Raw genomic sequence first — 13933 nt, 5'->3', positions numbered from 1 at the left:
TAATTATTCAACTACGGTTTCTTTGCTTTGGTTCTGCTTCGTAAAAGCGATCAGGTCTTCAAGCGATAAAGGTTTAGAGTAGAAGTAGCCCTGAATCAAATCACAACCGCAAGCTTTTAACTCATTTAGTTGTTGCAGCGTTTCTACTCCTTCAGCCAGTACTTTCATTTCAAAGTTTTTGCCGATAGAAATGATATTCTTAACCATATTCAGTGCTTTTTTGTCATGCTCAATGTGATCGACAAAGCTCTTGTCAATCTTCACCTCATCAATAGGTAGCGTACGCAACATGCTTAATGAAGAGTAACCAGTCCCGAAATCATCGAGCGAGATTTTAAAGCCAAGAGCATGCAAGCGCTCGCAAATTGGTGCGAACTTTTCAAGATCTTCAATAAACAGGTTTTCGGTGATCTCTAGGGTAATCTTTGAACATTCGATGCCGCGTTTCTCAATAGCATTCATAAGATTAGTAATGAATTTGGCGTGAACAAACTGTTTGACCGAGATGTTAATAGACATCTGGATAGATGTATCAATATTACCAGTCAGTTTAGCCATATCTGTCAGGCTATTTTCAATGATTTGTTCACCAATACGAACCATCAACCCAGTGCTTTCTGCGACGGGAATAAATTCACTTGGTGGGACTAAGCCGAGCTCATCATCACTCCAACGAATAAGCGCTTCGACACCATAAATATCGCCTTCTAGGTTTAACTGAGGTTGATAAACCATATGAAGCGCTTGCTTATCTATCGCGAGCCTCAGGCGTTGCTCAATTTTCATTTTACGCAGATGTGTAGCTTGCATCTGCTGATTGAACAGGCTGTATACGTTGCGTTGTTTTTTCGCTTGATACATCGCAATATCGGCTGACAGGAGCAGTTCATCTAATGTTTCACCATGGTGTGGATAGCAGGCAATACCAATACTGCAACTGAGCAGGAACTGACTGTCATTGACTTCGTAGGGTTCTGATAGCGCCTTTATTAAGTCGCTCGCTAGTCTTTTAACGCTTACTTCATCAATTCGATTCGTTAGAAAAATAAACTCGTCACTGGCTTCACGGATGATTAATCGGCCATCGTTAACAAAGGTGTTTAAGCGGATAGATATTTGTTTTAGAACTTCGTCGCCAAAGTCATGACCATGTGTGTCGTTGACTGATTTGAAATTATCAATATCGATGAACATCAAAGAAAAAGGGTTCCCTTTCCCAGAAAGCCAGTGTCGAATGTTTGCGCGTAGGTACTCTCGGTTTGGTAATCCAGTGAGATGATCGTGGTTCGCTTGATAGAGCAAACGCAGTTTTGTTTTATGTTCATTGTTCGCAATAGAGCGGAATAAAGCGTAAAAAGCACCTTGGACGATAAGAAAAACAATCGAGTACAGTGCAAACTGTTCGTAAAATCCGCGCTTAATAAAATTCAAATCTGTCGAGGAAGAGGCCCAAAGATGATAATCAGGAAGGTATCTCAATGTGATTAACTCACTCAGGCGAGAATTGTCGACAACAATATTTAGCGCTCGTGTGAGCTCTTTTAGTTGCGCCATATCCCAGCCTGAATCTTTTGTGATTTGAGCCATAACGGCTTTTATATCTAAATCATTGGCAGGTTTTAGGTAATCTTCTAGGGTTGTATCTTCTGACGAGCTAAAAGTAAGGTAGCCATCACTGCGGATCAATGTGACCCGATTGTGCTCATTAGCATGAATGTCGTTACGAAAAACCGAAGATGAATTCATATTAAAGCCAGCCGTCATCACTGCTTGTACAACACCATCTTTATTTGGAATTGCTTTTCGGATCGGAATCACAAGTGAATCTTGAGCTGGCATAAAATACGTTCGACCTATAATCATTCGGTCGGAGTTGAGCGCTGCCAAAAAGGTATCACGAGTCAGTGGATCTTGTTTTAGATTATGCAGCTTTGCCAAGATCAAATTGGAGCTTACGGCGATGTAGTCTCCATCGGGGTTAGTTAGGCCGAACCCAATAATCGCCGGATGGATACTGAGTAGTTTGTCCAGCATCGGGCGAGTTTGAACTGCTGCTGTACGAGTAAAGTCATTTCTCTCGACCAACTGATGACCAATGACTTCAAGTAACGATTCTTGTCCTTTCAGAAGTGATTCGACAGAAGAGGCAAACAGCTCCAATTGTAGGAGCTGCTTATCTTTGTACTTATTCAGGGTTGACTCATAATGGTAGCGGCCAAACAACACGAACAGCACGGCGCTTATCGTAAGTAGCGCCATGTATAGTGTCCAAATGTTCTTCTTTAACCTGACCATGCCGCTTCGATAGCTCCTAGATTAGCGAGTAATGGGTAATGAGTGGTCTGCGCCCCATTCTGTCCATGACCCGTCATAGACCGATAAATCACGCCAACCTAACTGGTATGCTGCTAGCAGCAAAATACAGGCCGTTACACCTGAGCCACAACTGAAAATGATTGATTTATCATTATATAACGTTAGTGCACTAAATGCTTGTTTCAATTCCGAGTCTGCCTTTATAAAGCCATTACTCAATAATGTTTGGAAAGGGAGGCAAACAGAATTAGGAATATGACCAGAACGCAGTCCTTCTCTTGGCTCTGGTACCTCGCCTAAAAAACGTGCACGTGAGCGAGCGTCAACAATGTTTGCACTACAATTGTTTGAGTACTCTAATATTGCATTTGCGTCCAAAAAAGCATGTTTATTTAATTTCCCGGTAAAGTTTCCAAGCTGCTTAGCTTCTGACAAGACATCCGTGACAGGCAGTCCAGCCTCAATCCAAGCCGGGAGGCCACCATTAAGCACTTTGACATTATTGTGCCCCATTGCCTTAAACATCCACCATGCGCGCGGAGAGGCGAGTGTTCCGGAGTTGTCATAAACAACAATAAGGTCTTCGTTGTTCAGGCCAAGTTTCTGAGCGCTGTGATTAAATCCTTCTTCTGTTGGCATCATATGAGGGAGATTGGTATCTGGGAGACAAAAGTCATTGTCGTAGTCGAAACGCAATGAGCCTGGAATCCACTTATTGGTGATCTTTTTCCCTTCGGAAGGAATTTGAAAACGAATACTCGCGTCTAGAAGTTTTACATTTGGTTGGTCTAATAAAGCATGAAGTTCTTTGGCATCGATCAATGCTTGCATGGTTAAATCCTTCTGATTTGGGAAGTCCGCACAGTATTTTTACTCACAGCGAATGAATGAAAGGGATGAGTCAAAACTTGAGCGGGATGCTTGGTGGAACAACGCAATAGAGCCCACTGGACAAGATGCGGACACTGGAACCGTCACTCGTTGTTGCTCTATCTCAGGTGAATTGATAGTGAGGTACCGACGTTGACCATCAAGGGACTGAGTTAAAGTATTGCTAATGACGGTGGCTGAAACCGTGTTTTCATCCGTCTGCTTAATGAGCAACAAGAGCACAAGTAGGGCAATGAAACCGCTGAAGACCAACATATAGGTTTTGGGATTATCCAATTTGCGCTCCATTGCTATTGTTTCAAGTAATCATTTTGTTTTACAACAAAAAAATCGCATGTTCAAAGAACGATGCGATTTTGTCTTAAAACCTGTGGCTTGCGCCAGTCCCGAGTATCAATGCTCACCAATAGAGCATCTTACATGCGCCATGTCGTATTTCCGGTTGAGACGACTTTTTGCAGAGGTTCTGAGCCATCGTAGAACCAAATTTCGACTAACAGGTTATCTTGGCTGTCCGAGGTGGAGAAGTCTAAGGTAGCTTTCCCACTCGTCAGCGCAGCAGAAGCAACATTGCTCGAATATTTTGCTTGGTAGGTTCCAGACGCATCTTCACGGTACTCCTTATAAATGCTCAGATGTGCGCGCTGTAAAGAGTAACCACTAATATCTACCGCAAGTGAGCTTTCTAACCTTGGGTCATAATCGAACCCATCTGGTACGTCTAAGTTTTGCATGCTTGGCTCTTCAACAATAACGATAGTTTGAGCTGGAGGTGGAGTAGCGCTATCGTTGCTTTTGTCTCCACCGCCACCGCCGCCACCGCCGCCGCAGGCTGTTAACGCTAATCCCATGATGATTGTGATTAAGTTTTTCATGATGTTTCTCCTATGGAATGTAACGTTTGTTTGCTTTAGGTTGGGTATGCCAGTTTGCTCCTTCTCGCCCACCAGACTCGGCGTAGGTGGCAAACTCTGGGTAAGCGTCAACTAAGTCAACTTTCTCTAGCGGCCAATTCCACTCTTCGACGATAAGCAATGCCCAAGGGAGATTGTTCGCTGTTTTGAAGTACACGCCTCGAGCCGGGTCACTTGCGTCTACGCCCACGCCATATAGGTTTGCGTCATCAAACTGCTCAGTTGGTGCTTGGTCTGGCAAATGTACTTCCCATTTTCTACCTGGTTGAAAGGTGATGCCATCGCCGTGATATGTATTGGGTGTGGCAAAGATAAATGGGTCATAAGGCATGGCCTGTAGCGCTGAGCGGTCGGCTCCTTCCTTAAAGTAGATGGTCAGTGTGAAAGACAACGCGACGTTATCATTGCAACCCGTTTGGGTTCGAAAATACGCACATTGACTTTGCGCATACTGACTGAGGTCGTCACTGATAATGAAGATGGCTTCTTCTGATATCGCTTCTAGACCGTTGGTCGGTTGTTCTTTGCCATTAAACGTTAGCTTTGTTAAGCCGTTTTCAATGCTCGCTTTCGAAACGCCAGGTAGACGAATAGCAAAGCCATTTTTATAGCCAGCCCCATAGGCGGCCAGATCTCCGCTAATTTGGATATTTTCCACCGTGCCGTCCATACGTGTTTCAGTCATACGGAACTTAATGACTACGTCATTCATGTCGTAGTCAGCGGTGTAAGGCCAGTTGTCTTCATACGCGACCGTTGCGTAGGAATCGGCACTTGGGAAGTGCTGTACGGATACGCCGTTTTCAGTGATTGTGATTGGGTAATCTTCTACTTCACCTGATGTTGATCCGCCATCAAAGTTCAGACCAGTTTGTTGGCTAAAGCGGAATCGGCTCCAGCTAGGACCTGCGGTTGCCAGTTCAGAGACGACAAATGGAAGCGTATTGCTGCCTGCAGAGAGTAACTCATCGGTGAATACTTGCTCACCTTCGTCAGCAAAGTCACCATCTCGGTTCCAGTCAAACCAAGCTGACAAGTAGCCGGATGTTGATGCAGTTACGCTCACTAGTGAACTTAACCCTGGGTCGAGTGCGGCAACAAAGCCGACGCCATCTTCATCTGCTGTACCAACTTTGTTATCTCCAGACGGAGCCACTTGTCCATCGGCATCACCATCTGGCGCAATTGTGCCAAGCCAAGTTACACCATCAACAGCGTGGCGTGGTCCGTTAGAAGAGAGCAAGGTAGCGTAAGTGTCAGGTGCGTCACCAAAGTCAATTGGCTCGTCTTCGTCAATAACAGGAGCGTTCGCGCATCGGGCACCGTCATTTTGGCTGGAACTTGGACCGTTAGACACAAACTCTACAGCAGGAACAATGCCCGCAGCGATATTGGCGGCATTATTTTCTGATAAGTCGACGCGATAAATTTTGCCGTCCTGGTTACGCGATACGTAGTAGTTTCCGTTTACATCAAAGTAGCCTGCACCAAAGGTACCCGTTTCCCCTGTATTGCCGATCGCGGTTGCTTGGCCTGTTTTTGTATCGAATTTATACAATACGCCAGACCCATTATCGATACCATAGAGCGCACCGTCGCCAGGGTGGAACGCAAAATCGGTTAAACTCACACTTGCATTTGATGTGATTTTATTCAGGGTTAAGGTAGCATTTGGGTCCGTATCTAACGGCGACAGATCAATGGAAAACAGCCCTTTACCTTTGCGATACAAGTAGTATACGTGGTTGTACACGTCACCGACAAAAAACGTATGGCTAGGAAGCCCTTGTACGTTGAGAGTTTCTGCTTGAAAGTCCTGGCCTAAACGTACGATTTTCAAGTTGGTTGTATCGTAACCATAGATGTATCGATCAGTGAAGTTGAAACCGACGCCGTTAATACCAGATGCTAAGCCCACATCGTCGGTCAGTAACTTGGTTGATCCGGTAACCAGATTAACGCCGTAAACTTGCACTGGGGTCGATTGGAATAAATATGCTTTGCTCGGACAAGTGTCGAATGGCGCTGCGCTTACGTATGCGCTTGCGAACAGAGATCCAAGTAATAGTGATGTCCTTTTCATGATTCGCCCTCTCATTGGTTTGTATGATATGCAATGAAAGGAATGTGCCAGTTTTTAAATTACTGTTTATAATGAATTTTATGTCGGTAAGTTATTTGGTTCGAAATATGAATCTCAGAATAAGAAAAAGCTCAACGTTACGTTGAGCTTTTTGAGAATCTCCATTGATAAGCTGACAGCGTTACTTAGCCACAAACAGGGCAGGTCGGCATTTTCATCAAATTCATTTCCCGCCAGGACATGCTAAACGCATCGAGAATGAGGATCTTCCCTTTTTTGGGTTGGCCGTAATTTGCAATCACCTTGATGGTTTCCATCGCTTGTACAGCGCCAACAATACCCACAACAGGCGCCATGACGCCAGCTTCAACGCAACTTAATGCACTGCTGCCGAATAGCGCGCTCAAACACTGATAGCACGGTTGAGTTGGGTCGTCGTACGTAAACACACTCACTTGGCCTTCCATACGAATGGCTGCACCAGAAATAAGCGGTGTTTTTGTTGCAAAGCAGAGTCGGTTGAGTTGATTGCGAGTGTCGACGTTATCTGAAGCATCGACCACCACAGTGTGTTGTTCAATCAAAGCCTGAAGCTGAATGTCGTCAAGGCGTTTAGCAACGGTGTTTATCTTTATGTGAGGATTAAGTTCCCGCAACGCATCCGCCGCGGAGTCAACCTTTTTACGGCCAATATCGGCGTCGTGGTGCAATACTTGGCGTTGTAAATTGGAGAGTTCAACAATATCGTCATCGATAAACGTAATATTGCCAACACCAGCCGTGGCAAGGTATTGGCTAGAAGCGCAACCCAAACCGCCAGCACCCAAAATAAGCACCGAGCTTTGTTTGAGCGCTTCTTGCCCTTCGAAATCGAACTGACGAAGAATGATCTGGCGGTTATAGCGCAGCATCTCCTGATCGGAAAGAATATCCACGGTACGTTCCTAGTATAACGTTGAGTTAAACAGTTGGATTTGAACTGTTTCGCCAACTTCCACACGGCCACGCTCACGTTCCAACACAACAAAGCAGTTTGCCAAACTCATTGAGCGGAAGGCTCCTGAACTTTGATTGCCAGTGGTTTCAACGACAAATTTACCGTTTTCTAGAGTATAGATACCGCGTTGGTAGTCTGTACGTCCCGGCGCTTTCTTAAATGCGGTTTTAGTCGTCGCAGGGATAGACTCAGGTGCTTTCCATTCAGTGTGGCCTGCCAATTTAGCCAACATTGGTTGAACAAGTACGTACATTGTTAGCACCGCAGATACAGGGTTACCTGGTAGCCCACAGAACCAAGCAGTACTTAACTTGCCAAATGCGAAAGGTTTACCCGGCTTGATTGCCAGTTTCCAGAAACCGATTTCGCCAAGTTCTTCAAGAATGTCTTTGGTGTAATCTGCTTCACCAACGCTGACGCCGCCAGACGTTACAACTACATCCGCGAGAGTTTGTGCTTTTTCGAATGTTGCTTTTAGTGTTTCTGGGCAGTCAGGGATAATGCCAAGATCAATCGCTTCACAGCCAAAGTTTTCGATTAGCGGCTTAATACCGTAACGATTACTGTCGTAGATTTGACCCGCCTTGAGTGGCTCACCCAATGGTTTAAGTTCATCACCTGTGGAGAAAAATGCCACCTTTGGCTTACGCACGACGGTGACATGGCTGACACCAAGAGAGGCAATCATTGGAATATCGCGTGGTGTCAGGCGCGCGCCTTTTGCCAATACGATATCGCCTTGCTTGATGTCGTCACCCGTAGGGCGGATGTTATTTTGTGGCTTCACATCCGTTTGGTTGAACTGAATACCAGCGTCGGTCACTTCCGTATTTTCTTGCATTATAACGGCATCACAGCCTTCCGGAATTTTCGCGCCAGTCATGATTCGAACACAAGTGCCTGCCGGCCATTCACCCTCAAAAGGCTGACCTGCGAAGGATTTACCTGCCAGAGGCAACACTGTAGACACTTCTAGGTCTTGAATACGAATGGCATAACCGTCCATTGCTGAATTGTCGAAAGGGGGCACGTGAATTGGCGATAAAATGTCTTCAGCCAGCACAAAACCCAGAGCATCAGCAAGGGGAAGAGAAAGTGTCGTTTGGATAGGTTTGATTCGCGATAGCATCTTATCCATCGCTTCTTCAATTGGCATCAAGCCAGGTGCATCGCAGCAGCCCATTGAGATAATCCTATGTTCTTTTGTTTTGTGGCAACTCTACCATAAAAGGGGACCGAGTAAGAATGTCCACCTATAAAATATGGGTGTAATTATTCAAAAATCCGAGTATCCTTGTCACCCATCCGAAAGGGGTAAAGTTCCTACGGAGCATGAGAAAATAGCTCAGTGTATTCTTGTTATGTGCCTTGGCGTTATAAACATCGGACTGAGCGACTTTAACGCTACGGGATGAAAACACGGCAATTGTATTTCACACCGAGAGTGGTAGTTACAAAAGAGGAAGTGGAATGTCAGGTCTTAGCGAGTCAGCAAAGTTAGTGAAAGAAGCGCTAGAGCAACGCGGGTTAGAAACACCAATGCGCCCTAATGCCGTTAGCCGTGAAGAGAAGAAGGAAAAGATTGAATACCACATGCGTGAGATTCTTGGTCTGCTTCAGCTCGACCTTACGGATGATAGCTTAGAGGAAACGCCACACCGCATTGCAAAAATGTACGTGGACGAGATTTTCTCTGGTTTGGATTACTCCAACTTCCCCAAGATCACCGTTATCGAAAACAAGATGAACGTGAGCGAAATGGTTCGCGTGAAAGACATTACTGTGACCAGTACGTGCGAACACCATCTTGTGACAATCGACGGAAAAGCCGCTGTTGCTTATATTCCTCGCGGTAAGATCATTGGCCTGTCTAAGATCAACCGTATTGTTCGTTTCTTTGCGCAACGCCCTCAAGTTCAAGAGCGTATGACCCAGCAAATCCTTGTTGCTTTGCAAACATTGCTTGAGTCTGACGATGTAGCGGTGACTATCGACGCGACGCATTACTGTGTGAAATCACGCGGTGTGATGGATGCCACCAGTGAAACCACGACTACAGCGTTAGGTGGTATTTTTAAGAGCAACCCAGCGACCCGTGCTGAATTTCTGCATGGCCTGCGTTAATCAAATCGACAAATAAAATTGAGAGAGGATGGCGAGTTGCCATCCTTTTTTATATCTTTTATATCCAAATCATAGTCAAGTGAGTCGCAATAAATAGTAATTATGCAATTGTGTATTGACAGTCACATTCGTTGCTCTTAATATATGCGCCCAATGAACGACTACAACTTGTAATCGTTTGTTTTAAAAAGAGATATTTCTCTAAGTTCAGCTGATCTCGGTCAGTTGTCTTTCTTTTTTCTAATAATAGAAAGACAACAAATTTGGGACTCGGCATGACTACACAAAGCACTATCAGCACCTCCTCTATTTCAGCTCCAGTTACAGAAAGCAGTTGGCAAAAGAAAGCCATGCTCAGTGTCGCTTTTTTGATGGCGACAACCTCTGTGGGTCCCGGCTTTTTAACTCAAACCGCAGTCTTCACAAATATCTACAAAGTCGACATGGCATTTCCAGTTTTGGCTTCCATTTTTATCACGTTTGGTATTGTGATGAACTTGTGGCGTATTGTCGGCGTTTCTGGCATGCGAATCCAAGACATTGCGAACAAAGTGGCACCCGGCATGGGTTATGGTGTTGGTATTCTCCTTGCGCTTGGTGCAGTGGCGTTTAACTTTGGCAACGTGAGTGGCGCAGCGTTAGGCATCAATGTGCTAACGGGCGTGGACACAACATGGGGCGCACTGTTTACCGGTGTCGTTGGCTGTTTGTTGTTTGTGGTTCATAACGCCTCCAAACGAATGGACCAAATGGCCCGCTACCTTGGCTTGTTCATGATCGTTCTGATCGCATACGTGGCTATGACGAGCTTACCCCCGATGGGAGAGACACTAAGTGCAGCGGTGATGCCTATGGATGTTGGTAGTTTGCTTCTGCCTACGTTGACTATCGTTGGCGGTGCAGTTGGCGGTTACTACACGGGTGCACAACGCCTAGTAGACATCGGCTTGAAAGGCAAAGAGAACGTGCCTTCCATCACCTCAACAGCGTGGGCTGGTATTTCTATCGCGGTGGTTATTCGAATCCTACTGTTTTTGGCGGTGTTTGGCGTTATCGCGACAGGCGCAACGCTGGATACGGCTAACCCTGCGGCGGATGCTTTCCGTCAAGGTGCGGGCCAACTCGGCTACTTCATCTTTGGCTTAGTACTGTTTGTCGCTTCCATCACGTCTGTGGTTGGCAACTCTTACATGGCTATCTCATTAATTAAGACGCTTTTCCCAGTTGTGGCGCGAAACGAGAAAGCTTGGTGTGTTGGTTTCATCATCCTAACCTCGTTAGGCACGGTAACCATGGATATGCCAATTCTTCTTTTGATGCTAGCAGGCCTAGTGAACAGCATTATTCTTCCTATCGTTTTGGGCACTGTATTGGTTGCGACAAAACGCAAAGATATCGTCGGTGACTACCAACACCCAATGTACTTAACGCTAACTGGAGCAGCGATTGTTATCGTAATGGCGGCATCGAGTTTGACTAACATTGGGAACTTCATGGCGAAGTTTGCGGGTTGATGTCTTATTGATAGAGATAAACAGCGGCCTCAGATGAGGCCGTTTTTTAAGCTTGTTTAGAGGGCGACTTAACGATTTCTGGCCAATACATTTTGATGTAACCTGCCGATACCCAAACCACCAACACAGTCGCAATGCTGAGCTCTAAAAAGCCAAAATCGTGTAGCCAATGCCAACGTGGGTGCGCTTCGGCAAAAAAGGAGGTTAAGCGGTGCATCGCAATGGCACTGATCACGGAAGGAAAGGTTACCGCCGCGATAGAAGGTTGAAACTTCAATCGAAGTAAGCGGAAGTAACACAGGTAGATCAATAACGTCATTGTGATAGCAATCCCTGCTAATGCGCCCGTCAGTATCGGATCGGGAAGGGGAAAGTTCACCAAGTATGCCGCCAATGACAAGTTTACCGGTGCGGCCATAATTGCGAGGGTCGGCCTGGCTCGTCTCGGTAGAGATCCGAAAAACACCAAACGATAGAGCACCAGCGGTAACATAAAGAAATAAATGCCAATGCACATCATCGCTAAGGTTTCAGAGAATAGGTTGTGACCCAATTGGGAGCCTGCTAATGAGCTGCTGATCAGTCCCACTGGATAGAGAAACCAACTAGGTACGATATTCGACATTTTGAAGTTCATTAGCTGAAAGCTAAAAAACAGTACCATCATAGTAAAATGCAGCAAAAGTGCCATAAACCAGAGTGGATAAGCAATGATTGGCGCTACAGAAGCAAGATAATCTGCAAGGATCAGTAACGCCATACTCATGGGTGCCATTAAGCTACCGCTCAATGGGTGACGAATGTCGACCATAAATAATCGTGGATTCGTGGCATATTTTATCAGCACAGGGGCGAGTAAAAGCGCGCCGAGTGACGCTAAAAATGGGCGTATTGGTTCACCAATTTCAGGGACATAGAGTGCCCAAGCTTGTCCTAAACCTATCATACCTAGCGCTAACGCGGCTTGAGACGGCGGAACGCTATAAAACTGCACAAGTCTTCTCCAGTTCAAATCTACTCCATTTGATTTTTGCCTGAATGAAACGAAACGTGATGATTTGGATGAAATGCTCTATTTGAGTATCTAATACTAGCAAGTTTAGAGAGTGCTTACTCATTAAAGGTGGTGAGGAAATATCAGAGAATGGTATTTTTGTGAGTTTGGTATCGAATATTTGGGAAAGGATGTAAAAATGTAGAGTTTATCGCTCCAAACCTTTCGATAGTCTGGAGCGAAATAATAACAAAGCGAGAATTATGTCGATTGGTTTTCAGGAAGATCCTGCTGACGTAACTTATCGTTTTTGATTGTACGATGTAGCAACTGGCTGTAAATCGGTTGTCCGCCAAACAACTGAGCAATAATCACGGCACCTAAACAAGTAATGATAAGTGGTAGAATTAAGTAGTAGTTATTGGTCATTTCAATCACCAACAAAATGCCCGTGATCGGTGCGCGTACCGTTGCAGCAAACAGGGCCCCCATGCCCGCAATAGCAAATACGCCAGGTTCGATATCAAGCGTAGGAAGCAACACATCAGCACTCGCTCCGAATGCATAGCCAAACAAGGTCCCCAGAGCAAGCATCGGTGCAAAGATACCACCCGGCGCACCAGAGCCAAAGCATAGCAACGTCGTGATGACGCGACCAAAGAAAAGCAGAACTAAAACGGATACCGAGTAGTTGCCATTGGTAATATCAGGAATAAGGCCGATGCCACCGCCAGTTAGCTGTGGCACGTATAAGAGAAGCAGACCAAAAATGCCCCCAAGTAGTGAACCCACGATTAAATAGCGTTTACGATCGTTTTTGTGAATTGCGACAAAACTGTCTTGTGCCACGGTAATCAATTTATTGAAGATCACTCCGAATACGCCAAACAATGCGCCAAGCAATAAAAACAACCAAAGTGACTGAAGCTCTGGAGAGTGATATTGCGGCATTGTGATGACAGCGTCTTGCCCGTTGATGGCGCGAAACACAATGTTGGCCATAATAGCAGAGATGATCACCGCGCGAATTGAGATCAGAGAATAGCGAAATTGAGGTCGCATTTCCTCCACAACGAACATAATGCCAGCTAGTGGGGCATTAAAGGCGGCAGCCAAACCACCAGCGGCACCTGAAGCGAGTAGGGAATGACGAGTATCGTCATCTTTCACACGGAAAATATCGGTCACCATTCGACCAACTGCGCCGCCCATTTGAACTGTCGGACCTTCGCGACCAAGTACCATACCGGAGCCAAGTGCTCCCATGCCGCCGAAGAATTTAACAGGTAGAACTCGCCACCAGCGCACTGGACGAATGTTGTCCATCGCGCCTTCTATTTCTGGGATGCCTGATCCCGCAGCCTCTGGAGCAAAGCGGTGAACAAGAAAGTAACCAACAAAAGCAAGCAGAGCACTGATCAGTACAGCAGCAAGCCAAAGAGGAAGTACGCTACCGATTTCGCTTCTTAGCCATTCGGTACGGGTTTCAGAAACAAAATGAACCGCAAGTTCGAAGTAAGTGCCGACAAAACCAGCTAGTGTGCCAACGATTGCGGCCATAATCAAGACAGAAAATGGTGTGGACCCTCGAGAGACAAACTGGTTAATCGCATCTTTCGGTACGTGCGCTAACACAGATTTCACAATTCTCTCTCGTTTGGTCATTAACAAGTTCTCCTGTTGCTGGTGGAAGGGACGCGAGAAAGTATACGCTTCGCAGAGTCTAGACCTAATCAATAAAGATGCAATTTAGCTTTTCACTATTGAGTGTTCGAAGTGTCGCGATGTCATTCATTCACCAAGACTGTGCTATTGCTCTCATAATTTGGGATAAAAAACTTGTTTTTTGAGCAAAATGAACCATGCTTTAGGTGTAAAGCAACATGACTGCTTTAGAAGGAGGGATGTGAGGTTTTACACACAATTTGGATGGATTCAAACCCTACGGTAAGTCCTCGTTTTATGTTCGGGATGCATCAATAGACATCTCCGATTCGCACACTCACGATTGAGTAACGAGGTAGAGGCGCACGCAAAATGTGCGCCTTCTTAATTTCTGCTCTACAACTTTCCGCACTACCTGCCACTATTTTTATCTTG

Annotated in this window: 11 protein-coding genes; 2 read left to right on the top strand and 9 right to left on the bottom strand. The window is 45.6% G+C overall.

Features of this window, described 5'->3' with window-relative positions; genetic code table 11:
• Positions 1-3: 3 nt before the first annotated feature.
• The 7 genes from D8S93_RS21955 to moeA form a co-directional block, all read right to left on the bottom strand.
• Complete coding sequence (locus tag D8S93_RS21955; RefSeq protein ID WP_046875898.1) at positions 4-2295, bottom strand: EAL domain-containing protein; 2292 nt, start codon at positions 2293-2295, stop codon at positions 4-6.
• A gap of 21 nt (positions 2296-2316) precedes the next feature.
• Positions 2317-3147, bottom strand: a complete 831-nt coding sequence (locus D8S93_RS21950; protein ID WP_053807906.1) for a sulfurtransferase — start codon at positions 3145-3147, stop codon at positions 2317-2319.
• 39 nt (positions 3148-3186) lie between these two features.
• Entirely contained in the window at positions 3187-3483 is a 297-nt protein-coding gene (locus tag D8S93_RS21945) for a hypothetical protein (protein WP_005396101.1), read from the bottom strand.
• Between the two features lie 140 nt (positions 3484-3623).
• On the bottom strand, positions 3624-4082 hold the full coding sequence (locus D8S93_RS21940; protein WP_152815543.1) for a hypothetical protein: 459 nt from the start codon (positions 4080-4082) through the stop codon (positions 3624-3626).
• Between the two features lie 10 nt (positions 4083-4092).
• Positions 4093-6204, bottom strand: coding sequence for an LruC domain-containing protein (locus tag D8S93_RS21935; RefSeq protein WP_006741130.1), 2112 nt, complete (start codon positions 6202-6204; stop codon positions 4093-4095).
• 185 nt (positions 6205-6389) lie between these two features.
• Positions 6390-7139 carry a molybdopterin-synthase adenylyltransferase MoeB gene (moeB, locus tag D8S93_RS21930; RefSeq protein WP_226420464.1) on the bottom strand — a complete coding sequence of 250 codons (750 nt, stop codon included), beginning with the start codon at positions 7137-7139 and terminating at the stop codon, positions 6390-6392.
• Between the two features lie 9 nt (positions 7140-7148).
• Positions 7149-8384 carry a molybdopterin molybdotransferase MoeA gene (moeA, locus tag D8S93_RS21925; protein ID WP_006741128.1) on the bottom strand — a complete coding sequence of 412 codons (1236 nt, stop codon included), beginning with the start codon at positions 8382-8384 and terminating at the stop codon, positions 7149-7151.
• A gap of 287 nt (positions 8385-8671) precedes the next feature.
• Between moeA and folE the strand changes: the two genes are divergently transcribed.
• Both folE and D8S93_RS21915 read left to right on the top strand, forming a co-directional pair.
• Positions 8672-9325 (top strand): GTP cyclohydrolase I FolE, encoded by a 654-nt coding sequence (folE, locus tag D8S93_RS21920; protein ID WP_006741127.1) that lies wholly within the window; start codon positions 8672-8674, stop codon positions 9323-9325.
• Between the two features lie 275 nt (positions 9326-9600).
• Entirely contained in the window at positions 9601-10839 is a 1239-nt protein-coding gene (locus D8S93_RS21915; protein ID WP_006741126.1) for an NRAMP family divalent metal transporter, read from the top strand.
• Positions 10840-10885: 46 nt separating this feature from the next.
• Here D8S93_RS21915 and D8S93_RS21910 read toward each other — a convergent pair whose 3' ends face one another.
• Both D8S93_RS21910 and clcA read right to left on the bottom strand, forming a co-directional pair.
• Positions 10886-11833 carry a TDT family transporter gene (locus D8S93_RS21910; RefSeq protein ID WP_006741125.1) on the bottom strand — a complete coding sequence of 316 codons (948 nt, stop codon included), beginning with the start codon at positions 11831-11833 and terminating at the stop codon, positions 10886-10888.
• A gap of 261 nt (positions 11834-12094) precedes the next feature.
• Positions 12095-13498, bottom strand: coding sequence for a H(+)/Cl(-) exchange transporter ClcA (clcA, locus tag D8S93_RS21905; RefSeq protein ID WP_005396086.1), 1404 nt, complete (start codon positions 13496-13498; stop codon positions 12095-12097).
• Between the last annotated feature and the right edge of the window lie 435 nt (positions 13499-13933).

Origin of the sequence: Vibrio sp. VGrn 2 (genome assembly GCF_009361695.1) — a bacterium.
In the GTDB taxonomy this organism is placed as follows: domain Bacteria; phylum Pseudomonadota; class Gammaproteobacteria; order Enterobacterales; family Vibrionaceae; genus Vibrio; species Vibrio diabolicus.
Note: the sequence above shows the minus strand (reverse complement) of the source record. Positions and strands in the feature narration are given on the sequence as shown.